The sequence below is a fragment of the Cupriavidus sp. UME77 genome (genome assembly GCF_014170355.1).
Lineage (GTDB): Bacteria > Pseudomonadota > Gammaproteobacteria > Burkholderiales > Burkholderiaceae > Cupriavidus > Cupriavidus basilensis.
Genome location: NZ_LZZU01000047.1, coordinates 53864 through 80278, shown reverse-complemented (window position 1 = coordinate 80278; position 26415 = coordinate 53864). Strand labels below are relative to the sequence as shown.

Below are 26415 nucleotides of genomic sequence, written 5' to 3'. Positions count from 1 at the left end.
GCCATGAGCGACTCTCGTTCCCAAGATCCCCAAGACCCGCAAGACGATGGTCCGCAGGAAACCTTCATCTCTCACCTGGTGGAGTTGCGCTCGCGTATCGTCAAGGCTGCGTCGGGCGTGATCCTGGTGTTCGTCAGCCTGGTCTACTGGGCGCCGAACATCTACAACCTGTTTGCCAGGCCGCTGATGGAGTCGCTGCCCAAGGGCGGCAGGATGATCGTCACCGACGTCACCGGCTCCTTTTTCGTGCCGATGAAGGTGACGCTGCTGGTAGCCTTCCTGATAGCGCTGCCCTGGGTGCTCTACCAGATATGGCAGTTCGTCGCGCCCGGCTTGTACCAGCATGAGAAGCGATTGGTCGTGCCGCTGGTGAGTAGCAGCTACATCCTGTTTATCTGCGGCGTGGCGTTTGCCTATTTCCTCGTGTTTCCCACGGTGTTCCATTTCATGGCGCACTACAACGCCCCGCTGGGGGCCGAGATGTCGACCGACATCGACAAATACCTCAGCTTCGCCATGACCATGTTCCTGGCCTTCGGCATTACCTTCGAGGTGCCGGTGGTCGTGATCGTGCTGGTGCGCTTCGGCGTGGTCGAACTGGAGAAGCTCAAGCAGATTCGCCCCTATGTGATCGTCGGCGCCTTCGTGATTGCCGCCGTGGTGACGCCCCCCGATGTGCTGTCCCAGCTGTTGCTGGCGGTGCCTTTGATTGCGCTTTATGAGCTGGGGCTGATCATGGCGCGATTCACCACAAAGCCCGTTGCTGCGGACGCCGCAGCCAGCGAAGCCCAGCCGGATTGACGATCAGGCCGAATGGCGAGAACAAGGCTTGGCACCGTAACTTTTGCACCAAAATGGTGAAAAACGTCGTCTATGCTGTTGCGACATCACAACAAAATGTGTCCGTAACCATGGTTAACGATGAAAAAGCCTTCTGGCGTCCGGGGGGGCTGACCCATAATACGCAACAGACGTGAAGGTAAATGCGTCGCCCAAGCACTTGGGCAAGCCAAGATTTCCCAATCAGTTGACAAGGAAAGTGTCGATATGAAGATGAAACTGTTTGCAGCCGCTGTAGCTGCCCTGGCCGCTGGTGGTGCGTATGCCCAATCGAGCGTGACCCTGTACGGCGTGGTTGATGCTGGTCTCTCGTACAACAACAAGGCTAACGCAGCCGGTGACAACCTGTACCGCATGACGTCGGGCAACCAATCGGGTTCGCGTTGGGGCCTGCGTGGCGTGGAAGATCTGGGCGGCGGCCTGAAGGGCATTTTCGTCCTGGAAAGCGGCATCAACGTTGACACCGGCGGTCAAGCTGACACCAGCCGTCTGTTCAATCGTAACGCATACGTTGGTCTGCAAAGCCAATGGGGCACGGTCACCCTGGGTCGTCAACAGACCCTGTTCTATGACTTCGGCCTGATCTATGATCCGATGGCGATTTCGACTCGCTACTCGATCACCTCGACCGCAGCTGAATTCGCTTCGCGTGCTGACAACTCTGTCAAGTATGTTGGCACGTTCGGCGGCCTGACCGCGTCGGCTCTGTACTCGTTCACCAACAACGGCCAAGAAACCGCTGGCAAGTTCTCGAACGGCCGCGAATATAGCGCAGCCCTGAGCTACGCTGCAGGCCCGTTCTCGGTTGGTGCTGTGTATGACCAAACGAACAACGTTGACAACGCTGCTGGCGTTGGCGGCTCGCAGCTGACCCGCCGCGCAGCTGTTGCTGGTACCTACGCCTTCGGCCCCGCCAAGGTGTACGCTGGCTATCGCTACGCTCACGGCTTCAACGGCGCGACCATCACCGGCGCACCGACGGCTAACTCGGCAGCCAACCTGTACTGGGCTGGCCTGGGCTACCAGCTGACCCCGGCGTTCTCGCTGACGGGTTCGGTGTACTACCACGACTTCCGCAACACCAGCGCAGATCCGTGGCAGTTCGTTGCTACGGCTGACTACGCTCTGTCGAAGCGCACCGACCTGTACACCTCGCTGTCGTACGTGAAGAACAAGAACGGTTCGTCGCTGGGCGTTGATGGTTTCAACACCTCGACGACCACCAACGTGCAAGCTGGTGCAAACCAGTTCGGCGCTACCGTTGGCGTTCGCCACAAGTTCTAATTTAGCGCGGGCGCAAGCTCGCTTTAGGTTGGCTTGAATGCAAAATGCCGGCATCCGCAAGGATGCCGGCATTTTGTTTTGTGCGCGCAGTATCGAGAGCGGCGCGCAAAGGAGGATCTCGGGTCGCGCCCGGCGCTGGTTAGTCACGGTGCACTGCCTCGATGTCACCTAAGTGGTGTGCATCGAATCTCCCGTAAATGCCCCCACGTCCCCACGTCCCCACGCACGGCGAGGCCCGGGGTGTCCAGCTTCGCCATTGCAGCCGCCTTCCCGGCTCGTGGCGGCTACGCCTTCTCCAGGTGTTCTCCTTTGCCCGGCAACTTCGCAGTCGCATAGGCAGCATGTCCCTTCCAGGCGCTCAGCGCAGCACCGGGTACGTTCACCCGGCTCGATACGCGTCGCCGCCCAGCCCAAAAACAAAAACCCCGCCACAAAGGGCGGGGTTGGGTGGAGTAGCTGACGGCGATGCCAGGGTAGGATCTGAAAGCTTGACCCGCTGCCGGCTTACTCTTCCTCATCCAGCGGCAGGGCCCGGCGCGGCGGCGGCGGGCGCTTGCCGATCATCACCGTCAGTTCGGTTGGCTTGCCACGGCGCACAACCTTCATCTTGGCCTCCGCGCCCGGCTTGAGCTGGGCGATGGCGTTGAGCAGGGCGGTGGTGTCGGTAATGTTCTGTCCATCCACCGAGACCAGCACGTCGCCCGGCTTTACGCCGGCCTTGTCCGCCGGGCCGCCCTGAACCACGGCCGCGATCAGTGCGCCTTCCTTGGCCTCGAGGCCGAACGACTCGGCGATCTCGGGGGTCATGTCCTGGGGCTCCACGCCAATCCAGCCGCGGGTCACGGAGCCGGTCGAGATGATGGATTCCATCACTTGCTTGGCCGTGGACACCGGAATGGCGAAGCCAATGCCCAGCGAGCCGCCGGAGCGCGAATAAATGGCCGTGTTGACGCCAAGCAGATTGCCCTGCGCGTCGACCAGCGCGCCGCCCGAGTTGCCCGGGTTGATCGCCGCGTCGGTCTGGATGAAGTTCTCGAAGGTGTTGATGCCCAGGTGGCTGCGGCCCAGCGCCGAGACAATGCCCATGGTGACGGTCTGGCCGACGCCGAAGGGGTTGCCGATGGCCAGCACCACGTCGCCTACCTTGACGTTCTCGATACGCCCCAGCGTGATCGCTGGCAGGTCCTTGAGCGTGATCTTGAGCACGGCCAGGTCGGTTTCCGGGTCCGAACCCACGACCTTGGCGTTGGCCTTGCGGCCATCGGTCAGGGCGACCTCGATTTCGTCGGCGCCGTCCACCACGTGGTGGTTGGTTAGAATGTAGCCTTCCGCGCTGACGATGACGCCAGAGCCAAGGCTGGAGACCGGCTCCTGCCGCTCCGGCAGGCGATCGCCAAAGAAGAAGCGGAACCAGGGGTCTTCTGCCTGCGGATTAGGCGTTTGCTTATTGCCGTTCTTGCTGGTGAAGATGTTGACCACCGCCGGCATCGCCTGCTGGGCCGCCTCGCTGTAGGAGCCCGGCGCGGAGGAGCCGGCCACATTGGGGACGACTTCCTTCAGCGCAACGATGGGCGAACCGGATTGCACGGCCACCCGGCCGCGCTGCAGCCATTCGGGTTTGAGCGTGGCCACGACGAACCACACTGCCAGCACAACGGTGACAGCCTGAGCAAAGAACAGCCAAAAGCGGCGCAACATATTGGATTTTGGGCAGGATATGAAAACAAAAGATCTTGAATTGTACTTGAACGACCTGCTTCAAGTACCTCGATACAAAGACTATTGCCCGAACGGATGGCAAGTGCAAGGCCGCCCCGAGGTAGAGCACATTGCCACCGGCGTGACCGCGAGCCTGGCCCTGGTCGAAGCCGCGATCGAAGCCGGCGCCGATGCCATCCTGGTCCATCACGGCTATTTCTGGAAAAACGAGGATGCCCGCGTGATCGGGCAAAAGCACGCGCGTTTGAAGCGGTTGCTGGGCGCGGACGTGAACCTGCTAGCCTATCATCTGCCGCTCGACGACCATCCCGAGTTCGGCAACAACGCCCAGCTGGGTTTGCAACTCGGCTTCACCCCCACCGGGCGCTTCGGCGACGGCCAGCTTGGCTGGACCGGCACCTTGCCGCAATCCATGCCGCTAGCCGCGCTGGCCGCCCATGTGGGTGGCGTGCTCAACCGCGAGCCGCTTGCCATCGGCGACCCTGAGCAGATGATCCGCACCGTAGGCTGGTGCACCGGCGGCGCCCAGGGCTACTTCGACGCGGCGGTGGCCGCCGGCGTGGATGCCTACCTGAGCGGCGAGGTCTCGGAGCAGACCACCCATCTGGCGCGCGAGAGTGGCGTGGCCTATCTGGCAGCGGGGCATCATGCCACCGAGCGCTATGGCATCCAGTCGCTCGGCGAACACCTGGCGCAGCAATTCGGCCTGCGCCATACCTTCATCGATATTCCCAACCCGGTTTGATCCCGGGCTGATGGCGCGAGTCCGGCATGGTGGCCGGCCGCGCCTGGCATTGCCTCAGGGCTGGCGTGCCTTCAGGCTGTCGCGGATCTCGCGCAGCAGCACTACGTCCTCGGGCGTGGCTGCCGGTGCCGGCGGCGGTTCGGCGGCGCGCATTTTCATGATGGCGCGCACCATCATGAAGATGATGAAAGCCAGAATGATGAAATTGACCAGAATAGTCAGGAAATTCCCATAGGCAAATACGGGAACGCCGGCTTTCTTAAGGGCGTCGAGCGTGTGCGGCACGCCCGCCGGCGGCTCGGATAGCACCACGAAAAGGTTAGAGAAGTCGAGTTTGCCAATAATGCGGCCCACCACCGGCATGATCAGGTCATTCACCACGGAATCGACAATCTTGCCAAACGCGGCGCCGATAATCACACCGACTGCCAGGTCGACCACATTGCCCCGCATTGCGAAGGCCTTGAACTCCGACATCATCCCCATGTTTTCTCCCAGTGTTGCTTTCGTTGAACGGTCGTCAGGATAAAAGCCTGCCCCATCACCGCCTGTAACGCAAGCGTACAGGCCACATCGCCCTTTTTTTGGCCGATTATCGTACGTCGCGCGATCACCGTGCGCCTTTCAATGCCACATGTGCCTAAGGTACAATTTACGGTTGACGCAAAATCTAATTTGACATCCCCTGGGGTTTGGAATGAGTGACCAGCAAAACGTGAAGAACGTGGATAAGGGTCGCCGCAATTGGTTGATTGCGACGTCAGTCGCTGGCGGCATCGGAGGCGTGGCGGTAGCGGTTCCGTTCGTCAGTACGTTTGCGCCGTCAGAGAAGGCAAAGGCCGCCGGAGCCCCGGTAGAAGCCGACATCAGCGCTCTGAAATCAGGCGAGATGATGACCGTTGAATGGCGTGGCAAACCAGTCTGGATCCTGAAGCGCACCGAGGAAATGCTCGCGTCGCTGAAGAAAACCGATGCCGAAGTCGCCGACCCCAACTCGGACGTTCCCTTCACCATGAAGACGCCCGAGTACTGCAAGAACGAAACTCGTTCCCGCGCAGAACACAAAGATCTGCTGGTCGTGGTGGGCATCTGCTCCCACCTGGGCTGCTCGCCCTCCGGCCCCTTTGGCCCTGGCTCCAATCCCCAGCTCGGCTCCGATCCCGGTTTCCTCTGCCCCTGCCACGGCTCGACGTTCGACCTCGCTGGCCGCGTGTTCAAGAACAAGCCGGCTCCGCAAAACCTCGACGTACCCCCGTACCAGTTCCTGTCCGACACCAAGATCGTGATCGGCAAGGATGAAAAAGGAGACGCTTGACCATGGCGGCCGAAAAACAAGTAAAGACGACCGGCCTGCTTGGCTGGATCGACGCACGCTTCCCCGCAACCCAACTCTGGGAAGATCATCTTTCCAAGTACTACGCACCGAAGAACTTCAACTTCTGGTACTTCTTCGGCTCGCTCGCCCTGCTGGTCCTGGTCATCCAGATCGTCACCGGCATCTTCCTGGTGATGAACTACAAGCCGGACGGCACGCTCAACGCCGCCGGCATTCCCGTGGCTTACGCCAGCGTGGAGTACATCATGCGCGAGGTACCCTGGGGCTGGCTGGTGCGCTACATGCACTCCACCGGCGCCTCGGCCTTCTTCGTGGTGGTGTACCTGCATATGTTCCGTGGCCTGCTGTACGGTTCGTACCGCAAGCCGCGTGAGCTGGTCTGGGTCTTCGGCTGCCTGATCTTCCTGTGCCTGATGGCAGAGGCCTTCATGGGCTACCTGCTGCCCTGGGGCCAGATGTCGTACTGGGGCGCCCAGGTGATCGTGAACCTGTTCTCGGCCATCCCCGTGATCGGCGGCGACCTGTCGCTGTTCATCCGCGGCGACTACGTCGTGAGCGACGCGACCCTGAACCGCTTCTTCTCCTTCCACGTCATCGCGGTGCCGCTGGTGCTGCTGGGCCTGGTGGTCGCGCACATCATCGCGCTGCACGAAGTGGGCTCGAACAACCCGGACGGCGTCGAGATCAAGGCCAAGAAGGACGAGAACGGCGTACCGCTGGACGGCATCCCCTTCCACCCGTACTACTCGGTGCACGACCTGATGGGCGTGGGCGGCTTCCTGATGATCTTCTCCGCGGTGATCTTCTTCTTCCCGGAGATGGGTGGTTACTTCCTGGAGTCGAACAACTTCGTCCCGGCCGATCCGCTCAAGACCCCGCCGCACATCGCGCCGGTCTGGTACTTCACGCCGTTCTACTCGATGCTGCGTGCCACCACCTCGAACTTCCTGCCGATCCTGTGGGTGTTCTTCGCGGTGCTGCTTGGCCTGGTGTTCCTGCGTAGCAAGGACGCCCGCATCAAGGTTGGCGCGCTTGCCATCGCCGTGATCCTGGCCGTGGGCTTCTACTTCATCGACGCCAAGTTCTGGGGCGTGCTGGTGATGGGCGGCTCGGTCGTGATCCTGTTCTTCCTGCCGTGGCTGGACCACTCGCCGGTGAAGTCGATCCGCTATCGCCCGTCCTTCCACAAGAGCATTCTCGTCGTGTTCGTGGTGGTGTTCGTCGTGCTGGGCTACCTTGGCGTACAGCCTCCGTCGCCGGTGGGTGAAAAAGTGTCGCAGCTGGGAACCCTGCTGTACTTCGCCTTCTTCCTGACCATGCCGCTGTGGAGCCGAGTCGGCCAGTTCAAGCAAGTGCCGGAACGTGTCACGTTCCACCCGCACTGAGCCCGGACGTATCCCGACAAGAGCACAAGGACAAAAGATGAAAAAGCTGCTTTCGATTCTCGCGCTGGCCGGCGCCTGCTTTGCCGCCGCGCCCGCCATGGCCAACGAAGGGGGCTACCCCCTTGAGCCGGCGCCCGTGCAAACGAGCGATCTTTCCTCGCTGCAGCGCGGCGCCAAGCTGTTCGTCAACTACTGCCTGAACTGCCACGGCGCGTCCATGATGCGGTACAACCGCCTCAAGGACATCGGCCTGACCGACGACCAGATCCGCGAGAACCTGCTGTTCTCTGGCGAGAAGGTGGGTGACATGATGACCATCGCCATGCCGCCGAAGGATGCCAAGGCCTTCTTTGGCGCCACGCCGCCGGACCTGTCGGTGATCGCCCGCGCCCGCGGCGACGACTGGCTGTACACCTACCTGCGTACCTTCTACCGTGATGACAACCGCGCCACGGGCTGGAACAACCTGGTGTTCCCGAGCGTCGGCATGCCGCACGTGCTGTGGGAGCTGCAAGGCCAGCGCGCCGCCAAGTTCGTCGAGGTGGAGGAGCACGGCGAGAAGGTGCACAAATTCGCTGGCTTCGAGCAGATCACCCCGGGCAAGATGAGCACGCTCGAGTACGACCAGGCCACGAGCGACCTGGTTGGCTTCCTGGACTGGATGGCGGAACCCGCGCAGAACCAGCGCAAGCGCCTGGGCGTCTGGGTGCTGATGTTTCTCGGCGTGTTCACCGTCTTCGCCTGGCGCCTGAACGCTTCGTACTGGAAAGACATCAAGTAAAGCGAGGTAAGCCCCGGAAGACCTGCGGGTCTGATGGGGAGAGGGGCTGGGGCGGGTGTTGTGCAGAGCAACCCCGCCTCAGCCCTTTTGCTTTATAGGCTGCAGGCGCAGTGACGTATAAATGTGCGCCAAAGCAGTCTTTGATGTGTATCGAACGCACTTAAATGTGCGTCAAGAATCTCTAATTTGCTTTCTCTATATCGGTTCTGCCAGAATACCGATCCAGTCAATCGACCCCGCATCAAAGGAATCCAACCATGATGGTGTTGTATTCGGGCACCACCTGCCCGTTCTCCCAACGTTGCCGCCTCGTCCTGTTCGAAAAGGGCATGGATTTCGAGATCCGTGACGTCGACCTGTTCAACAAGCCGGAAGACATTTCGGTGATGAACCCCTACGGCCAGGTGCCCATCCTGGTCGAGCGCGACCTGATCCTGTACGAGTCGAACATCATCAACGAGTACATCGACGAGCGCTTCCCGCACCCGCAGCTGATGCCGGCCGATCCGGTGCAGCGCGCCCGCGCCCGCCTGTTCCTGTTCAACTTCGAAAAGGAACTCTTCACGCACGTCTACGCCCTCGAAAATGAAAAGGGCAAGGCCGCCGAGAAGAACCACGAGCGCGCCCGCGCCGCCATCCGCGACCGCCTGACCCAGCTCGCGCCGATTTTCGTCAAGAACAAGTACATGCTTGGCGAAGAATTCTCGATGCTCGACGTTGCCATCGCCCCGCTGCTGTGGCGCCTGGACCACTACGGTATCGAACTGTCGAAGAACGCCGCGCCGCTGCTCAAGTACGCCGAACGCATCTTTAGCCGCCCGGCCTACATCGAAGCGCTCACCCCGTCTGAAAAGGTGATGCGCCGCTAAACCGGCCTTGGTCCGACGCGACAAGCTCGTGTCGGGCCGCCGGACTGCGCCACTGGAAGCACAATGCCTGAAACCTCCACCAAGCCCTACCTGATCCGCGCCATCTATGAGTGGTGCACGGATAACGGCTTCACGCCGTACATTGCCGTCTTCGTCGACGCCAACACCAGCGTGCCGCGCGAGTTCGTCAAGAACAACGAAATCGTGCTTAACGTCAGCTTCGACGCCACCAGCGGCCTGGACATGGGCAACGAGTGGATCGGCTTCAGCGCCCGCTTTGGCGGCATCTCGCGCAAGATCGACGTGCCCATCGAGAACGTGCTCGCCATCTACGCGCGCGAAAACGGCCAAGGCATGGCCTTTCCCGTGGAACGCAGCGTGCCCGAGACCCAGGCAGCAACCGAGCGCGAGAACAACCCGCCACCCAAGCTATCCTCGGTCGAAAGCGAGCCGCTGGTCACCGCGGAAGCCAACGAAGACCACAACGGCGACGACGAACCCACGCCGCCGCCCGTGTCCCGCATTGGCGCCAAGAAACCTTCGCTGAAGGTAGTGAAGTAAGCACAGGAAGGCATCGTCAATTTGCGCCGCATGCAGTAGAATCGCGGTCTGCACCAAACATGCCGGCTTAGCTCATCAGGTAGAGCAGTTGATTTGTAATCATCAGGTGGCGGGTTCGAGTCCTGCAGCCGGCACCAGAATTTAAGAACGGGCTACGCGAATTGCGTAGCCCGTTCTGTTTTTTGGGCCGGACACCTTTCGCGCTGCCGCGAATACAACGGTTCCTGCGCCCGCCTTGCGCCCGTCATCCAACCCGAATACCTTACCCCTGTCGCGAAACCCTTCAAGGTCTACCTACACCAGCCGACAACCCTACAGAGCCCTGGCTCTCCCTGTTTCATCACCCCAAGCGCAGCAAACCAAAAGGAACGCATCCGTGAATCGGAAACTTGCACGTATGGCATGGGTGGCCTCGTTTGCCTGTCTGTCGGCCTGCGGAGGGGATGGCTCGTCGGCGGAGTCGGATGCTTCCGTCAAGTCCGTGTCGGCGGTGAATGCGTCGGCCGCGACCCTGGCGCCGTCGGCGCAAACGCTGGCGGTCTCGCGCTGGATGCCGGCGGCAGCCGATACATGGCAGTTGCAGCTGACGGGTACGGTCAACACGAGCTACCCGGCGCAGGTCTTCGACATCGACCTGGTGGATACGCCGCAGGCGACCATTAACGCTCTGAAGGCGCAGGGCAAGCGTGTGGTCTGCTATTTCTCGGCGGGTAGCTCGGAGAACTGGCGGCCGGATTTCAAGCAGTTTGCCGCGGCGGATATGGGCAAGGCGCTGTCGGGTTGGGCGGGCGAGCGTTGGCTCGATACGCGCTCGCCCAACGTGCGCAAGATCATGCAGGCGCGCATGGATCTGGCGAAGTCCAAGGGTTGCGATGGCGTGGACCCGGACAACGTGGATGGCTATACCAATAAGCCGGGTTTTCCGCTGACGGCGGCCACGCAGCTGGACTACAACCGCTTTCTCGCAGCCGAGGCGCATGTGCGCGGGCTGGCTGTGGGCCTGAAGAATGATGTGGACCAGGTCTCGCAACTGGCGACTGATTTTGATTTCGCGGTGAACGAGCAGTGCTTCCAATACAACGAGTGCGCGAGCTACAAGCCGTTCACGGCGCAGGGCAAGGCAGTGTTCAACGTGGAGTACGCGTCGAAGTACAAGACAGCCTCGACGCGCGCCGCGTTGTGCGCTTCGGCCCAGGCCGCGCACCTTCGTACATTGGTGCTCCCGCTGAACCTGGATGACGCGTTCCACTACGCTTGCGATTGAGCGGCCACGACGAATAGACGGCGCTGGCTACAAGCCGGCGCCGGTCCCTCGCGGGCGGGGTTCCCCGCCTGAAGCCTTTCCTTCCCTTTTCCTTCCCTTTCCTGGCTTGTCCCTGCTGCGCATCGCCGCTGTCCTACAGCGCGATTCCAGTAGGCTGACAGCGGCTGCCGGGCGCGCGTCCTATAGTGGACGCAGTGGGGCGCGGCGACGCCTTTATCAAGCGATCAAGCGCGTTACTGCGGAGAGCCGATCATGCTGGTGCAGCGTCTAACTGTCCTTCTAACGGTCCTGTCACTTTGCCTGCTGATGGCGGCCGGCCTCACGGCATGCGGCGACACCGCAACCCTGCCAGTGTCCGCCGGTACGGGCTTCAACCCGGCCTTGCCGGCACCAATCAAGACCTTGCTGCCGACGGTGCGCATTGCGCCTGCCATTGGCTGGGCCGACGGCGCCAAGCCAACGGCAGCGGATGGCCTCGTCGCCGTGGCTTTCGCGGACAAGCTGGACCATCCACGCTGGCTCTATGTACTGCCCAATGGCGACGTGCTGGTCGCCGAGACCAATGCGCCGCCCAAGCCGGAAGATGGCATGGGCATCAGGGGCTGGGTGATGAAGCGGGTAATGACGCGCGCGGGTGCCAGCGTGCCCAGCGCCAATCGCATCACGCTGCTGCGCGATACCAATGGGGATGGCGTTGCGGATGCGCGCTCCGTATTTCTCAGGGACTTGCATTCGCCCTTCGGCATGGTGCTGGTGGGCAATGATCTCTACGTGGCGGATACGGATGCCGTGCTGCGTTTCCCATATCAACCGGGGCAGGCCGAGATCACCGCGCCCGGCGTAAAAGTCGTGGACCTGCCGGCAGGCGCCATCAATCACCACTGGACCAAGAACATCATCGCCAGCAAGGACGGCAGCAAGCTCTACGTCACCGTCGGCTCCAACAGCAACGTCGGCGAGAACGGCCTCGACAATGAACAAGGGCGGGCCGCCATCTGGGAGGTCGATCCCAAGACCGGCGCGCACCGCGTGTTTGCCAGCGGCCTGCGCAATCCCAACGGCATGGCCTGGGATCCCGACAGTGGCGCGCTATGGACCGCGGTGAACGAGCGCGACGAGATCGGCAGTGATCTCGTGCCGGACTACATCACCTCGGTCAAGGACGGCGCCTTCTACGGCTGGCCCTTCAGCTACTACGGGCAGCATGTAGACGCGCGTGTGAAGCCACAGCAGCCGGAGATGGTGGCCAAGGCCATCGCGCCCGATTATGCCGTCGGCCCGCATACCGCGTCGCTCGGGCTGGCGTCGGCGCAAGGCAACGCGCAGCCTTCCCGCTTCCGGAACGGCATGTTCGTCGGCCAGCACGGCTCGTGGAACCGCAATCCGCGCAGCGGCTACAAGGTGATCTTCGTGCCGTTCGCCAACGGCAAGCCGGACGGCGAGCCGCTCGACGTGCTGACCGGCTTCCTGACGCAGGACGGCGACGCGCAAGGCCGGCCGGTGGGCGTTGCCATCGACAAGCGCGGCGCGTTGCTGGTGGCGGACGATGTTGGCAATGTGGTCTGGCGGGTGGTGGCTAAGTAGCCAGTTTGTCCAGTGCCGCCCGCAGCCGCGCGGAGAAATGCGACGTCTCGCCATGCGTCATCACCAGCTGGCGTGTGGCGCGCGTCATGGCGACGTAAAGCAGGCGGGCCTCGTCCTCGATGGCTTCCTCTTTCTTGTGCGGCGCGCCAACTCCCGGAATGCAGACCAGGGGAAACTCCAGTCCCTTGCTGCTGTGCATGGTCACCACCTTGACGCTGTCCCCACCCGGCGTAAAGCGCTTGGTGATCTGCGGGCATTCAAATGGAATGCCCTTGCGCGCAAGTACGCTGGTGACCTGGCCTGCCGTTTCCCAATGCCGATAGATGATCGCCATCTCCGCCCATGCCGTCCCCGTGCGATTTTCTTCGAGCAGGACCTGCGCGATCCGCTCCGCTTCGGCTTCAATGGTAGGTAGCGCGATCAGTAGCGGCTTCTGTCCGCGCCGGCCCGCCCCGATCGGCTGCACGGTTGGCGCTTCGTCCTCGCCGTTGTCATTCGGCCGTAGCAGGTCGTCGGCGAAGGCGCGCGCCACCGCCAGGATCTCTTGCGTATTGCGATAGTTGATCTTCAGGATGGTGGTGCGGCCTTTTGCCTGCACGCCGACGCTGGCGAAGCTGAATTTGCGTTTCTTCGTGCCGCCATAGATGGATTGCGCATCGTCATACAGAACCAGCAGCGAGTTGCTATCCGGGTTGAACATCTGCACGATGAGCTTGAACCATTCCGGGCGGAAGTCGTGACCTTCGTCGATAAGCACCGCGTCGTACTGCCCACCGGGAATGGCCTTGCGCTCGACGCCTTCAATGACCCGCGACACAAAGGACTCGAAGAGTGCGTCGTCAGCCCTGCCCTTGGGCAGATCGATGTTGAATGCCTGCAGCTGGCGCGAACACCAGGCGTGGAAGTTGTGCACATGTACTTTGTCTTCAATGCCCTTCTCCACCATCGTCGCGGATAGCTTGGCCGCCAGCGTCTTGTTGAAGCAGAGCACCAGGATGGGCCGCGTTGCCGCCTTGGCGAGGTATTCGGCGCGGTAGCCGAGTATCAGCGTCTTGCCGGACCCGGCTACGCCGTGAATGACGCGATGGCCTTCGCCCAGGCTTCGGGCGAGTTGTTCCTGCTGGAGGTCCATCACCCGGAGGATGTCGGGAATGTCCTGCGGATCCTGTGTGTCTTCCGGGAACAGTGCACGCTGTTCCGGCATGCGTATCTGCGGGAAAAGATGCCAGCGGATACGGTCGATCTGCGGCAGCGACAGCTTGAATGTGAACTTGACCGGGAACATTTCCCAGAGCCGTTTCTGGAACGCCTCCGGGTCCGCCTCTGGCGCCATTTCATCCTTGCAGATCACCAGGTGCGCGGGCAGCACTTGGCCAAGGTTGGTCTGCTCGAACTGCGCACGCGTGATGTTGGCGAGGACGACGCCCGCACCATACGGAAAGAATGGCTTGCCCTTGAGCGAGCCGGTGGGCCAGACAAGCTGCGGATCCCGCTGCAGCAGGTCCAGCACATAGAACATGAACTGCCGGGCTTGCTCCAGCGGATTCATTTCATGCACCACGCCGCGCTCGGTGATCAAGGTGGCGGTGCGCTGGTCCATGCTCTGGATCGTGCTGAGCTTCCAGTCCTTGACCTCAAGCACCAGCAGGCCCCGGCTAGGGTGGAAGACGATGAAGTCAGGGTGGCGGGTCTTCTCGCCGATGGCGACGTCGTACCAGCACAGATAGTCGTCTTCCAGCTTGGCTTCGAGCCGCTCCGCGAAGCGTCTCTCCCCACCTGTCATGCGCGACGTGACCGAGCCAAGCGCGGGAATCAGCGTTGCCATAGCCTTCTTGTTTTTGTTTGTGGAAAGCTGCGCGCCTTGCTACGTACCGCCGCGGACCCAGTGCGGCCACAAGATGCTGCAGGCATTGATCTGGGCCGATTGTAAATACAACAGAATCGAAAATGTAGACTTTTTGTGTGTCTTGCCGTTTTCGGCATTTTGGCAAGGGCGGAAGCGCCGAATTGACGTGCGCGGAATGGGAAGGCCGCCAGGCCGTTCGGATCGAATTCGTCCGGGCCTTCGCCGGCTGGCATCGCCTGGCGGCGCAGGCGAAGCCAGCAGGCCGCGCAAGTGAGCCTGGCCTAGCCCTGCGCAGCCTCCAGTTCGCGCCACGCCAGGAACAGGCGCGTATCGAACTCCAGCTGGTGGTACGCCGGCTCCATGTATTCACACAGGCGATAGAACGCCTTGTTGTGATCGCTCTCCTTCAGGTGTGCCAGCTCGTGCACCACGATCATGCGCAGGAACTCGGGCGGTGCTTCCTTGAACAGCGACGCCACGCGGATTTCCTTCTTGGCCTTGAGCTTGCCGCCTTGCACGCGCGAGATGGCGGTGTGCAGCCCGAGCGCACGATGGACCACGTCGATCTTGGCGTCGAACGCGACCTTATGGATTGGCGGCGCGGTGCGCAGGAATTCCTGCTTCAGCTCGGCGGTGAAGTCGTACAGCGCGCGGTCGGTCTGCACGGTGTGCCGCGTGGGATATTTCTTCGCCAGGTGTTCGCCCAGGCGATTGGCGGCCACCATCTGGCGCACCTGGTCGAGCACGCCGTCGGGATACGCGGCGAGGAAGCGCAGCGGATCCTTGACGCCGGGGCGCCAGGTCTCGCTGGTGGGAGCGGGGGTGCTACGGGTGCTCAATGGTGGTGGTGGTGATGGTGGGCCCAGCTGCCGTCGACCGAGCTGACGAAGGACTCCACGGCGTCCTTGTCGCCGGTGGCGTGGCGCACCATTTCACCGCACTTGCAAAAGCCTTGGTACGGCGTGATGTGCGAGCAGGCGGACACCTTCTGCAGGAATAGCGTGACGGGCTTGGTGCACTTCTTGCACTTGAAGGTGAGGGTGCGGGCGGGTTTGCTCATGGGATCGGGCTTGGAGGCGGAGTGAATCGAATGCGACATTGCCGGGCGCGCAGGCTCACGGCAGGATAACCCCGCATTTTAGCCTGCCATGGCCCCACGCGTCCTGGCTGCCGCCATGCGCTTATTCCTTCACCGCGCCCGTCATGCCCGACACGTAGTACTCCACAAAGAACGAGTACACCAGTGCCACGGGCAGCGAGCCCAGCAAGGCGCCCGCCATCAGCGCGCCCCAGTGGTAGACGTCGCCTTCGATCAGTTCGGTGACGATCCCCACTGGCACCGTCTTCACCTCCGACGAGGAGATGAAGGTCAGCGCGTAGATGAATTCGTTCCACGACAGCGTGAAGGCGAAGATGCCGGCAGAGATCAGCCCCGGCACGGCCAGCGGCAGGATGATCTTGACCAGGATCTCCCAGCGCGTCGCGCCGTCGATCAGCGCGCACTCTTCCAGCTCGTAGGGGATGGAGCGGAAGTAGCCCATCAGCAACCAGGTGCAGAACGGGATCAGGAAGGTGGGGTAGGTGAGGATCAGCGCCCAGCGCGTATCGAACAGGCCGAGCTGGAACACGATCGATGCTAGCGGGATGAACAGGATCGAAGGCGGGATCAGGTAGGCCAGGAAGATGGCCAGGCCCACCTGCTTCGCGCCCTGGAAGCGCAGCCTCTCGATGGCGTACGCGGCCAGCACGCTGGCGGCCAGCGAGGCAAAGGTGGCGATCGTGGAGACGATCACGGTATTGAGCAGCCACTCCGGGTAGGGGGTGTCGAACAGCAGCTTCTTGAAGTGGGCGAGCGTGGGCGCCATCACCCAGAACGGGTTGGCGCTGCGCATCAGGAGTTCGCCGTCCGGCTTGAAGGCAGTGATCGCCATCCAGTAGAAGGGGAACAGCAGCACGAAGACGAAGATGCCTAGCGGGATGTAGATGGTCACCCAGCGCCGCGGCATCGATTGCAGGTAATCCATCCCCTGCGCGGTGTCCTGCTGCTCCGCTGCGGCCGTCGCTTTCATTTGTCGCCTCCCTGTTGCCAGCCGCGCCGCTGCAGGCCGAAGTATGAAAACAGGATGGCGGCCAGCAGGAAGGGCACCATCATGGTTGCGATCGCCGCGCCTTCGCCCAGTGAGCCGCCGGGAATCGCGCGCTGGAACGACAGCGTGGCCATCAGGTGCGTGGCATTGAGCGGGCCGCCGCGCGTGAGCACATAGATCAGCTGGAAGTCGGTGAACGTGAACAGCACCGAGAAGGTCATCACTACTGCGATGATCGGCGTCAGCAGCGGCAGCGTGACGTAGCGGAACTGCTGCCATGGCGTGACGCCGTCGATGGATGCGGCCTCGTACAACGTGGGCGAGATCGTCTGCAAGCCGGCCAGCAGCGAGATGGCGACAAAGGGAATGCCGCGCCAGACATTGGCCGCGATGGTAGAGAAGCGCGCCAGCCATGGGTCGCCCAGGAAGTCGATATAGCGATCGATCAGCCCTAGCTTGACCAGCGTCCAGCTGATGATGGAGAACTGCGCGTCGTAGATCCACCAGAATGCCAGTGCCGACAGCGCGGTCGGCACGATCCATGGCAGCAGCACGATGGCGCGGAAGAAGGACTTGAACGGCAGGTTCTTGTTGAGCAGCAGCGCCAGCCACAGGCCCAGCGCGAATTTCACCACGCTGGCCACCACTGTGTAGAAGATCGTATTGAACAGCGCCAGCTGCGTCAGCGAGTCGCCTGCGAGGTAGCTGTAGTTGGACAGCCCGACCCACTCGCCGGTGCCGCCGATCTTGGTGTTGGTGAAGCCGAGCCATACACCGAGGCCGAGCGGGTACGTCAGGAAAACCAGCAGCAACAGCGCGGTGGGCAGCATGAACAGCAGCCCCAGCGCATGGCGGTTGTTCAACAAGCGGGAAATCATGGTTCACCTCGCATGGCTCACCTCGCAGGGTTCGGCTTGGCGGGCGCGGCGGTGCTGCCGCGCCCTTGTCTTTCTAGCTACGCTTTGTAGTACCGCTGCGCCCGCTCCGCCGCGCGCGCCGCCGCTTCCTTGGGTGTCTTGGAGCCGCTGGCCGCTTCCGCCACCATGTCGACCACGATGTAGTCGGCCATGGCCGCGGCCGAGGCCGTGCCCAGCGGCCCGGCGTGGCCGTTGTCGAGCATCAGCGCGGCGGAGTCGCGATACACGGTGTGCTTGGGGTCGGCCGTCCAGATCGGGTTGGCCTCATAGGCCTTGAGCGGCTGGCTGACGTAACCGATAGCGGCTTCCATCCACGGGTTGTACTGCTCGGGCTCCATCATGAACTGCAGGTACGCCTTGGCCGCGTTCGGGAACTTGGAATACCTGAACAGCATCATCTGCGTGATCTGCATCAGCTCGGTGGGCCTGCCGGGCGTGCCGATGGGGAAGTGCGCGTGCTGGATGTCGCGCGCCATTTCCTGCAGCTTGGGCTCCTTCGAATTCTTGGCCGCGTAGTAGACCGAGATGCCGTTGGCGGTCAGGCTGATCTGGCCGTCGAGGAAAGCCTTGTTGTTGGACGGGTCTTGCCATGACAGCGTGCCGGGCACGAAGGTGGCGTAGAGCTGCTTGGCATATTCCAGCGCGGCCCACGTCTCGGGCGAGTTGACCACCACCTTGCCCTTGGTGTCGACCAGCATGCCGCCGTGCGACCACAGCAGCCAGTGTGCCCAGTTGTTGCCGTCGCCCACGGCCTTGCCGAGCGCGAATCCGCAGGGCGTGTTCTTGGCCTTGAGGCCCTGGCACAGCTTGAGGAAGCCGGCAAGGTCCTTGGGGATGGTGTCGAAGCCGGCGGCTTTGACGTGGCTTTCGCGATAGACCAGCGCATTGCCGACCACGCCCAGCGGCAGGCCGATCCACTTGCCGTTGTGCGTGCCGTACTTGCGGCACACGTCGTACCAGCCGCCGTATTTGCCGCCCAGGTAGGTGGCCAGGTCGGTCAGGTCGACCAGCTTGTCAGGGTACTGCTGCGGGTCATCGAACCAGCCCACGATGACGTCCGGCCCGCTGCCGACGCTGGCCGCGACGGCGGCCTTGGGCCGCACGTCTTCCCAGCCTTCGTTGTCGACGCGTACCTCGACGCCGGTCAGCTCGGTGAACTTCTTCGTGTTGGCATTCCACAGGTCTTCGTCGCCCTGCACGAAACGCTTCCAGCGCAGCACGCGCAGCTTGGCGCCGGCCTCCGGCTTGTATTGCAGTGCAGCCGGCGCGGCGAAGGCATGGCCGCCGATCGCCGTGGTGGCGGCAACGGCCGCCGTGGACACCAGGAAATCGCGTCTCGTGAAGTTGCTCGGTGTGCTCATCGCTTTGTCTCCTCCGTGGTCAGGGGCTCCGCCCCGTGCTGGTCATGCCTGCTTCCTGGATCGTCCGCCGCCGCCGGGCCACGCTGCAATAGCGTCTGGCCCGAGTCGGCATCGAACAGATGCGTGTGCTGGTGGTCGGGCACCAGGTTCAGGATGTCGCCCGCGGCGAAGTCGTGGCGCTCGCGGAAGATCGAGATGAACTCCGCCTCGCAGAAGCGGGAATAGATCTCGGTGTTGGCGCCGGTGGGCTCGACCACCGACACGCGCGTTTGCAGGCCCTGGCCCGGCATGCCCAGGATCAGGTGCTCGGGCCGCACGCCGTAGATCACGCGCTGGCCGTCGGTGCCGGCGCCGGCATCGAAGCGCGCGGGCGCCGGCAGGCGCGTGCCATCGGGAAACTCGACCGCGGCATCGCCGCCACTGCGGCGCAGTACGCCAGGCACGAAGTTCATCGCCGGGGAGCCGATAAAGCCAGCCACGAAGAGGTTGTCGGGATGATCGTAGAGCGCCAGGGGCTTGCCGCGCTGCTCCACGCGGCCGTCACGCATCACCACGATCTGGTCGGCCATGGTCATGGCTTCGATCTGGTCGTGCGTGACGTAGACGGAGGTGGTGCGCAGGCGCTGGTGCAGCTCCTTGATCTCCGCGCGCATCTGCACGCGCAGCTTGGCGTCCAGGTTGGAGAGCGGCTCGTCGAACAGGAACACCTGCGGATCGCGCACGATGGCGCGGCCCATGGCCACGCGCTGGCGCTGGCCGCCCGAGAGCTGGCGCGGGTAGCGCTCCAGCAAACTATCCAGGCCGAGGATGGCGGATGCCTTGGCCACTTTCTGCCGGATCTCGTCCTTGTCGCCCTTGGCGAGCTTGAGCGAGAAGGCCATGTTGTCGTAGACCGTCATATGCGGGTAGAGCGCATAGTTCTGGAACACCATGGCGATATCGCGCTCCTTTGGCGGCAGGCGGTTGACCACGCGGTTGCCGATGGCGATTTCGCCGGTGGTGATCTCCTCCAGTCCGGCGATCATGCGCAGCAGCGTGGACTTGCCGCAGCCCGATGGCCCCACCAGCACGGTGAACTGGCCGTCGGCAATATCGATGTCCACGCCGCGGATGACCTGCGTGCTGCCGAAGTACTTCTGGATGCCGCGAATGTGGACCGATGCCATGCGTGGTGTCTCCGTGAGCCGCCTGTGCCCGTTTGTGCCCGTTCGTGCCCGTTCGTGCCGGGGGCGGCAGTTCGTCGCGATTGGATTGCCGTGGTGATTCGTGGCGCGACAGCGTGCCTCAGTGGTTGTCCTTGGGCACCGCGGCGCCGCTCTTGCCCACCAGGAAATCCAAGTCGGCACCCAGGTTGGCCTGCTGCACATGCTCGACATACAGGCGCGTCCAGCCTCGCTCCATCGGCAGCGCGGGCGCCTGCCACGCGGCGCGGCGGCGCTGCAGCTCCGCTTCATCGACATGCAGGTGCAGCCTGCGCGCGGCCACGTCGAGCTCCACCATGTCGCCGTCCTTCACCAGCGCCAGCGGGCCGCCGGCCGCGGCCTCGGGCGCCACGTGCAGCACCACCGTGCCGTAGGCCGTGCCGCTCATGCGTGCATCCGATACGCGGACCATGTCGGTGATGCCCTTGCGCAGCACCTTGGGTGGCAGCGGCATGTTGCCGGCTTCGGCCATGCCGGGGTAGCCGCGCGGGCCGCAGTTCTTCAGCACCAGCACGCAGGTCTCGTCGACGTCGAGCGATTCATCGTCGAGCCGCTGGTGCATGTGCTCGCTGTTCTCGAACACCACCGCGCGACCGGTGTGCTTGAGCAGCGCCGGCGTGGCGGCCGACGGCTTGATCACCGCGCCATCGGGGCACAGGTTGCCGCGCAGCACGGCGATGCCGGCGCTGGCCTTGAAGGGCGCGCCGAAGGCGTGGATGACTTCGCGGTTCCAGTTGGGCGCGTCCTTGCAGTTGTCCCACAACGTCTTGCCGTTGACGGTGAGCGCGTCGCGCGCAAGCACCGATTCCAGTTCGCGGATCACCGCGGGCAGGCCGCCCGCGTAGTAGAAGTCTTCCATCAGGTGGCGCCCGGATGGTTGCAGGTCGAGCAGGCACGGCAGCTCGTGGCCCAGCGCATCCCAGTCTTCCAGCTTCAGATCGACGCCGATGCGCCCGGCAATGGCTAGCAGGTGGATCACGGCGTTGGTCGAGCCGCCGATGGCCGCGTTGACGCGGATGGCGTTCTCGAACGCATCGCGGGTCAGGATCTTCGACATCACCAGGTTGTCCTTCACCATCTCCACGATGCGGCGCCCCGACGCGCGCGCCAGCACATTGCGGCGGCCATCCACGGCGGGAATCGCCGCGTTGCCGGGCAGGCTCATGCCCAGCGCTTCCACCATGCTGGCCATGGTCGACGCGGTGCCCATCGTCATGCAGTGGCCGTGCGAGCGGTGCATGCAGCTCTCGGCCTCGAAGAAGTCCTCCTGCGACATCTGGCCGGCCCGCACTTCCTCCGACATCTTCCACACATCGGTGCCGGAGCCCAGTTCGCCGCCGCGGAACTTGCCGCTCAGCATGGGGCCGCCGGAGACGCCGATGGTGGGCAGATCGCACGAGGCCGCGCCCATCATCAGCGCGGGCGTGGTCTTGTCGCACCCCATGAGCAGCACCACGCCATCGATCGGATTGCCGCGAATCGATTCCTCCACGTCCATGCTGGCCAGGTTGCGGAACAGCATGGCGGTGGGGCGCAGCATGGTCTCGCCCAGCGACATCACCGGGAATTCAAGCGGAAAGCCGCCGGCTTCCCACACGCCGATCTTGACCTGTTCGGCCAGTGTGCGGAAATGCGAATTGCAGGGCGTGAGTTCGGAGTAGGTGTTGCAGATGCCGATGACCGGACGGCCATCGAACTGGTCGTGAGGAATGCCGCGGTTCTTGAGCCAAGAGCGATAGATGAAGCCATCGCGGTCGAGGCGGCCAAACCAGGCCTGGCTGCGGCGCATGGGGGGCGTCGGCTTGTCGTCGTTCACTCGGGTCTCCTGCGTTCTTGCGGGGCCGCGTAGCGACGGCTGGCGCGTAGGCGCCACGTGTGCTGATGCCCGCTTTCTTGTGCGCTGCAGATACGGATGCCCACGACCGATTGCACTGCCTTGCCGCATGCATGCCGAGTGAGCGGAGTCTAGTTCACGAGTCTGGACAGGTAAACTGGTATTACCAATTAGTGGTCTTTACCGATGCCGCTGCGCATGCTGCGGCGCGCGATGAATCCGCCTGGACATTCGCCGGCGCGCTGCCTAGACTCCAGCCGGCTGGACAAATGGTCAAACCAATTTCGCCAGACGCTCGGGCTGCACATGCCTATCCATTCGATCGAACCGCAACGCCTGTACCGCCAGATCAGCGCACAGTTGCGCACGCTGATCCAGGCCGGCGAATTTCCGGTGGGCTCGCGCCTGCCGGCGGAGCGGGATTTGTCGGTGCAGCTCGGCGTGAGCCGCCCATCGCTGCGCGAGGCGTTGATCGCGCTCGAGGTTGAGGGCTATATCGAGGTGCGCATGGGCTCCGGCATCTATGTGTGCGAGCCGCCGTCATCCGTCGACGCGGGCTTCGACCTGTCCGGCGAGGAAGGCCCGCTCGAGCTGATCCGCGCGCGTGCGCTGGTGGAGGGCGAGGTCGCCGCGCTGGCGGCCAGGAGCGGGCGCAAGGCCCAGTTCGATGCGATCGAGGAGGCCATCGCGCAGATGGCCGCTGAAGCCGCTGCCGGCATCAAGCCGCTCGATGCGGATCGCTTGTTCCATGTGCGGGTGGCACAAGCCACCGGCAACAGCGTGCTGGTGGGCGTGGTGCGCCGGCTCTTCGACTTGCGCCTCGGGCCGCTGTTCGATCAGTTGAACAGCCACTTCGAGACGCCCGAGGTCTGGGCCCAGGCCATTGCCGAGCATCGCGAAGTGCTGGCGGCGCTGCGCCGCAAGGATCCGGAGCTGGCGCGCGCGGTCATGCAGCGGCATATGGACATCGCCTACCGCCGCCTGACCTCCAGCCTGACCCGTGCGCGCAAGCGTGCTGCCGGCACGCCGGGCGCCGCGCCACGCGCCAGGAAGGTGTCCTGACGGGCCTTGTGCGGACCGGCTTTGCTACACTTGGCCGATTCCCCCCCAATTTCACCCGGATCCGCATGGCACAGTACGTTTTCACCATGAACCGCGTGGGCAAGATCGTCCCGCCCAAGCGTCACATTCTCAAGGACATTTCCCTGTCCTTCTTCCCGGGCGCCAAGATCGGCGTGTTGGGCCTGAACGGCTCGGGCAAGTCGACCGTCCTGAAGATCATGGCTGGCCTCGACAAGGAAATCGAGGGCGAAGCCACGCCCATGCCCAACCTGAACATTGGCTACCTGCCGCAGGAGCCGCAGCTCGATCCCGAGCAAACCGTGCGCGAGTCGGTGGAAGCCGCGCTGGGCGGCGTGTTCGAAGCTCGCAAGAAGCTCGACGAGATCTATGCGGCCTATGCCGAGCCGGACGCGGATTTCGACGCGCTGGCAGCGGACCAGGCCAAGTACGAAGCCATCCTGGCGGCCAGCGACGGCAACAACGCCGAGCTGCAGCTGGAGATCGCGGCTGATGCGCTGCGCCTGCCGGCCTGGGACGCCAAGGTGGGCAACCTGTCGGGTGGCGAGAAGCGCCGCGTGGCGCTGTGCCGCCTGCTGCTGTCGCGCCCCGACATGCTGCTGCTCGACGAACCTACCAACCACCTGGATGCGGAATCGGTGGAATGGCTGGAGCAGTTCCTCACGCGCTTCCCCGGCACCGTGGTGGCGGTGACCCACGATCGCTACTTCCTCGACAACGCTGCCGAGTGGATCCTGGAACTGGACCGTGGCCACGGCATTCCCTGGAAGGGCAACTACAGCTCCTGGCTGGATCAGAAGGAAGCCCGTCTGAAGCAGGAAGAGTCGACCGAGTCGGCGCGCCAGAAAGCGCTGAACAAGGAGCTGGAATGGGTGCGGCAGAACCCCAAGGGACGCCAGGCCAAGTCCAAGGCACGTCTTGCGCGCTTTGACGAACTGAACAGCCAGGAATACCAGAAGCGCAACGAAACCCAGGAAATCTTCATCCCCGCGGGTGAGCGCCTGGGCAACGAGGTGATCGAGTTCAACGGCGTGAGCAAGGCCTACGGCGACCGCCTGCTGATCGACGACCTCAGCTTCAAGGTGCCGCCTGGCGCCATCGTTGGCATCATCGGCCCCAACGGCGCGGGCAAGTCGACCTTCTTCCGCATGCTCACCGGCAAGGAACAGCCGGACAGCGGCGAGATCAAGGTCGGCCCGACCGTGAAGATGGCCTACGTGGACCAGAGCCGCGATGCGCTCGACGGCAGCAAGACCGTGTTCGAAGAGATCTCCGGCGGCGCAGACGTGCTGACGGTCGGCCGCTATGAAACGCCGTCGCGTGCTTACATCGGCCGCTTCAACTTCAAGGGCTCGGACCAGCAGAAGCACGTGGGCACGCTCTCGGGCGGCGAGCGCGGACGCCTGCACCTGGCCAAGACGCTGATCTCCGGCGGCAATGTGCTGCTGCTCGATGAACCGTCGAACGACCTCGACGTGGAGACGCTGCGCGCGCTGGAAGACGCGCTGCTGGAGTTCGCCGGTTGCGTGATGGTGATCTCCCACGATCGCTGGTTCCTGGACCGGATCGCCACCCACATCCTGGCCTTCGAGGGTGAGTCGCATGTGGAGTTCTTCCCGGGCAACTACCAGGAGTATGAGGCGGACAAGAAGCGACGTCTGGGTGAGGAGGGGGCTAAGCCTAAGCGGATTCGGTATAAGCCTATTGTTCGGTAAAAGGGGGGTGGCTCTGAACTGCAACTGCAACGGCTTAAGGTCAAGGGCAACTGCAGTTTCACCTCCCCTGCGGGGAGGCGACCTACTTTCTTGTCTCGCCAAGAAAGTAGGCAAAGAAGCGACCCGGATGGGGCGAAAGCCTCCTCGTCGACAGGCAAAAAGAGCGGCCGGGGGCCAAACTCACATCGCCTTAAGGCGATGCTCAGACATGGCCCCCTCGTTTCCGCTCCTTTTGCCTGCCGACGAGGCGCCCCATGACGGGAGATGAAAACCCAGACGGCTCGCTGCGCATCGCGGGCGGGTGATTGCCGCCTGGGGGCGGCAATCACGGCTACACCGAATCGAAATTTGATCCCGTTGGGGTAAGCCGTGTTTCCCGCCTGGGGGCGGGAAACACCCATGGCGATGCGAAGCGAGCCGTGGAGGTGTACCAAGGCCGTATGGGGCGCCTCGGGATTTCATGAAAAGAGCGGAAAAGAGGGACCCATGTCTGAGTATCGCCTTAAGGCGATGCGAGTTTGGGTCCCGGCCGCTCTTTTCATGAAATCCCGAGGGCGCGCCGCAGGCGTGGTGAAACTGCAGTTGAAGTTGCAGTTATCCCTTGATTCTGAAGTTAATCAGTTGCAGTTGCAGTTGCCCCTCCCAAAAAAACTCACTTCCTCACCAACCTCAACTTAGTAATCTCCGACGGCGCCCCAAACCGCTTAGGCGGCCCCCAATACCCGGTCCCCCTGCTCACATACACCCACATCGCCTCATGCCGGTTCAACCCGGCGGTATAAGGCTGCTGCATCGGCACGAACAGGTTCCAGGGCCAGAACTGGCCGCCATGCGTATGTCCGGAAAGCTGAAGGTCAAAGCCCGCGTTGGATGCAGCCGGCGCCGTGCGCGGCTGGTGCGCCAGCAGCACGCGTGCGGCTACCACCGCCGGGGCGCCATGCAGCGCGCGCGCCGGGTCGCTGCGGTGGCTCTCGTCGAAACGGTGGGCGGAAAAATCAGTCACGCCTGCCAGCACCAGCGCTTCCTCCTCCTCCCCGATCACCACATGCTCGTTCATCAGCACGCGCAGGCCCAGTCTGTTCAGCTCCGCGATCCACGGCTCGGCGCCGGCGTAATACTCATGGTTGCCGGTGACAAAGTAGGTGCCATGGCGCGCCTTCAGGTTGCCTAGCGGGGCAGTGTGCCGGGACAGCTCGCGCACGGTGCCGTCGACCAGGTCGCCGGTGATGGCGATGGCGTCAGGGGCCAGCCCGTTGACGCGGGCGACGATGCGCTCCAGGTAGGCGCGCTTGATGGTGGGGCCAACGTGGATGTCGCTGATCTGCACGATGGTGAAGTCGTGCAGCGAGTCAGGCAGGCCGGCGATGGGGACTTCCACCTCGACCACCTGCGCCAGCCGCCGCGCATTGAAGAATCCCATCAGGGTGACCAGCAGCGCCAGCACCGGCACCGCGGCGGCGGTGCCGGGCAGCATCCATGCCGGGTGCCAGCCGGCCATCGCGCTCACCAGCAGCACGACGTCGCGCGCCAGCGTCAGTATCAGCAAGGAAGAGAAGAAACCCATGGCTAGCATGCCCACCCAGGTCAGCGCATCGGACCACGGCTGGTCCAGGCGCCGCGCCAGCAGGCCTGCGGGGATCAGCGGCCACGACAGCGCCAGCCACGCTACGGCTAGCGCCTTGATGGCGAAGGAGACCGGCATGTCGGGTAACAGGCGCAACCCGATATAGCCGTGCAGCAGGCCAACCACGAGGGCGGCGACGAAAACGGTGGTGCGAGGGGGCATGCCACCTCCAGGGTGTGGGAGTCGGGGCCGGATGCTTCCAGCATTGATATTGTTTTAGCGCATTCCTGCGACGCCGCGATGCTGTGAGAGTGCGGCGGGCACCCTGAAATTGTCGTCTCTGCGCCGCTTTTTTGCTTTGGGCATCGATGCCGTACGTGAGGTCCCCGGCCGCTGGATTCAAGGGGCGCAAGCTGTGCCCGAAAGCACTTAAATCGCTTG

At 63.3% G+C, this 26415-nt stretch carries 23 protein-coding genes and 1 tRNA gene; 13 read left to right on the top strand and 11 right to left on the bottom strand.

Features of this window, described 5'->3' with window-relative positions:
* Positions 1 to 3 precede the first annotated feature (3 nt).
* Together tatC and A9975_RS19125 are read left to right on the top strand one after the other, a co-directional pair.
* Positions 4 to 801, top strand: coding sequence for a twin-arginine translocase subunit TatC (gene tatC, locus A9975_RS19130; RefSeq protein ID WP_183034176.1), 798 nt, complete (start codon positions 4 to 6; stop codon positions 799 to 801).
* A gap of 246 nt (positions 802 to 1047) precedes the next feature.
* Complete coding sequence (locus tag A9975_RS19125) at positions 1048 to 2124, top strand: porin (protein ID WP_183034175.1); 1077 nt, start codon at positions 1048 to 1050, stop codon at positions 2122 to 2124.
* Positions 2125 to 2628: 504 nt separating this feature from the next.
* On the opposite strand, the gene A9975_RS19120 is transcribed toward A9975_RS19125, so the two are convergent.
* Positions 2629 to 3822 carry a Do family serine endopeptidase gene (locus A9975_RS19120; protein ID WP_183034174.1) on the bottom strand — a complete coding sequence of 398 codons (1194 nt, stop codon included), beginning with the start codon at positions 3820 to 3822 and terminating at the stop codon, positions 2629 to 2631.
* A gap of 19 nt (positions 3823 to 3841) precedes the next feature.
* Between A9975_RS19120 and A9975_RS19115 the strand changes: the two genes are divergently transcribed.
* Positions 3842 to 4588 carry a Nif3-like dinuclear metal center hexameric protein gene (locus A9975_RS19115; RefSeq protein ID WP_043352388.1) on the top strand — a complete coding sequence of 249 codons (747 nt, stop codon included), beginning with the start codon at positions 3842 to 3844 and terminating at the stop codon, positions 4586 to 4588.
* 54 nt (positions 4589 to 4642) lie between these two features.
* Here the strand turns inward: A9975_RS19115 and mscL are convergent, their stop codons facing one another.
* Complete coding sequence (gene mscL / locus A9975_RS19110) at positions 4643 to 5074, bottom strand: large conductance mechanosensitive channel protein MscL (RefSeq protein WP_183034173.1); 432 nt, start codon at positions 5072 to 5074, stop codon at positions 4643 to 4645.
* A 211-nt stretch (positions 5075 to 5285) separates the two neighbouring features.
* Between mscL and petA the strand changes: the two genes are divergently transcribed.
* From petA to A9975_RS19070, 8 genes are all read left to right on the top strand, one after another.
* Positions 5286 to 5903: a ubiquinol-cytochrome c reductase iron-sulfur subunit gene (gene petA / locus A9975_RS19105; RefSeq protein WP_150985695.1), complete on the top strand. Its 618-nt coding sequence runs from the start codon at positions 5286 to 5288 to the stop codon at positions 5901 to 5903.
* A 2-nt stretch (positions 5904 to 5905) separates the two neighbouring features.
* On the top strand, positions 5906 to 7309 hold the full coding sequence (locus tag A9975_RS19100) for a cytochrome bc complex cytochrome b subunit (protein WP_150985694.1): 1404 nt from the start codon (positions 5906 to 5908) through the stop codon (positions 7307 to 7309).
* A 37-nt stretch (positions 7310 to 7346) separates the two neighbouring features.
* Positions 7347 to 8090 carry a cytochrome c1 gene (locus A9975_RS19095; protein WP_043350170.1) on the top strand — a complete coding sequence of 248 codons (744 nt, stop codon included), beginning with the start codon at positions 7347 to 7349 and terminating at the stop codon, positions 8088 to 8090.
* 257 nt (positions 8091 to 8347) lie between these two features.
* Complete coding sequence (locus A9975_RS19090; protein WP_035870642.1) at positions 8348 to 8959, top strand: glutathione S-transferase N-terminal domain-containing protein; 612 nt, start codon at positions 8348 to 8350, stop codon at positions 8957 to 8959.
* A 63-nt stretch (positions 8960 to 9022) separates the two neighbouring features.
* On the top strand, positions 9023 to 9520 hold the full coding sequence (locus A9975_RS19085; RefSeq protein ID WP_150985693.1) for a ClpXP protease specificity-enhancing factor: 498 nt from the start codon (positions 9023 to 9025) through the stop codon (positions 9518 to 9520).
* Between the two features lie 61 nt (positions 9521 to 9581).
* Positions 9582 to 9657, top strand: a tRNA-Thr gene (locus A9975_RS19080).
* A gap of 260 nt (positions 9658 to 9917) precedes the next feature.
* Entirely contained in the window at positions 9918 to 10784 is an 867-nt protein-coding gene (locus A9975_RS19075; RefSeq protein ID WP_220810820.1) for an endo alpha-1,4 polygalactosaminidase, read from the top strand.
* Positions 10785 to 11036: 252 nt separating this feature from the next.
* Positions 11037 to 12368 carry a sorbosone dehydrogenase family protein gene (locus A9975_RS19070; RefSeq protein WP_183034172.1) on the top strand — a complete coding sequence of 444 codons (1332 nt, stop codon included), beginning with the start codon at positions 11037 to 11039 and terminating at the stop codon, positions 12366 to 12368.
* On the opposite strand, the gene A9975_RS19065 is transcribed toward A9975_RS19070, so the two are convergent.
* The 8 genes from A9975_RS19065 to A9975_RS19030 form a co-directional block, all read right to left on the bottom strand.
* The gene (locus A9975_RS19065; RefSeq protein ID WP_183034171.1) at positions 12361 to 14193 is read right to left on the bottom strand and encodes a DEAD/DEAH box helicase; all 1833 of its coding nucleotides are present in this window, start codon (positions 14191 to 14193) and stop codon (positions 12361 to 12363) included. The genes A9975_RS19070 and A9975_RS19065 overlap by 8 nt on opposite strands.
* A gap of 302 nt (positions 14194 to 14495) precedes the next feature.
* Positions 14496 to 14990 (bottom strand): M48 family metallopeptidase, encoded by a 495-nt coding sequence (locus A9975_RS19060; protein WP_183034217.1) that lies wholly within the window; start codon positions 14988 to 14990, stop codon positions 14496 to 14498.
* Between the two features lie 59 nt (positions 14991 to 15049).
* On the bottom strand, positions 15050 to 15274 hold the full coding sequence (locus tag A9975_RS19055) for a hypothetical protein (RefSeq protein WP_043350086.1): 225 nt from the start codon (positions 15272 to 15274) through the stop codon (positions 15050 to 15052).
* 121 nt (positions 15275 to 15395) lie between these two features.
* Complete coding sequence (locus A9975_RS19050) at positions 15396 to 16283, bottom strand: carbohydrate ABC transporter permease (RefSeq protein ID WP_183034170.1); 888 nt, start codon at positions 16281 to 16283, stop codon at positions 15396 to 15398.
* Positions 16280 to 17179, bottom strand: coding sequence for a carbohydrate ABC transporter permease (locus A9975_RS19045; RefSeq protein ID WP_183034169.1), 900 nt, complete (start codon positions 17177 to 17179; stop codon positions 16280 to 16282). The genes A9975_RS19050 and A9975_RS19045 overlap by 4 nt, the downstream gene beginning before the upstream one ends.
* Before the next feature lie 77 nt (positions 17180 to 17256).
* Positions 17257 to 18579: an ABC transporter substrate-binding protein gene (locus tag A9975_RS19040; RefSeq protein ID WP_183034168.1), complete on the bottom strand. Its 1323-nt coding sequence runs from the start codon at positions 18577 to 18579 to the stop codon at positions 17257 to 17259.
* The gene (locus A9975_RS19035) at positions 18576 to 19745 is read right to left on the bottom strand and encodes an ABC transporter ATP-binding protein (protein ID WP_183034167.1); all 1170 of its coding nucleotides are present in this window, start codon (positions 19743 to 19745) and stop codon (positions 18576 to 18578) included. Before A9975_RS19035 ends, A9975_RS19040 begins: the two co-directional genes overlap by 4 nt.
* Positions 19746 to 19863: 118 nt before the next feature.
* Positions 19864 to 21570 carry an IlvD/Edd family dehydratase gene (locus tag A9975_RS19030; protein WP_183034216.1) on the bottom strand — a complete coding sequence of 569 codons (1707 nt, stop codon included), beginning with the start codon at positions 21568 to 21570 and terminating at the stop codon, positions 19864 to 19866.
* Between the two features lie 351 nt (positions 21571 to 21921).
* On the opposite strand from A9975_RS19030, the gene A9975_RS19025 reads away from it, so the two are divergent.
* The gene (locus A9975_RS19025; protein WP_183034166.1) at positions 21922 to 22677 is read left to right on the top strand and encodes a FadR/GntR family transcriptional regulator; all 756 of its coding nucleotides are present in this window, start codon (positions 21922 to 21924) and stop codon (positions 22675 to 22677) included.
* 65 nt (positions 22678 to 22742) lie between these two features.
* Positions 22743 to 24410, top strand: a complete 1668-nt coding sequence (gene ettA / locus A9975_RS19020) for an energy-dependent translational throttle protein EttA (protein WP_043350072.1) — start codon at positions 22743 to 22745, stop codon at positions 24408 to 24410.
* A 652-nt stretch (positions 24411 to 25062) separates the two neighbouring features.
* On the opposite strand, the gene A9975_RS19015 is transcribed toward ettA, so the two are convergent.
* Positions 25063 to 26196: a metallophosphoesterase gene (locus tag A9975_RS19015; RefSeq protein WP_183034165.1), complete on the bottom strand. Its 1134-nt coding sequence runs from the start codon at positions 26194 to 26196 to the stop codon at positions 25063 to 25065.
* Positions 26197 to 26415 lie beyond the last annotated feature (219 nt).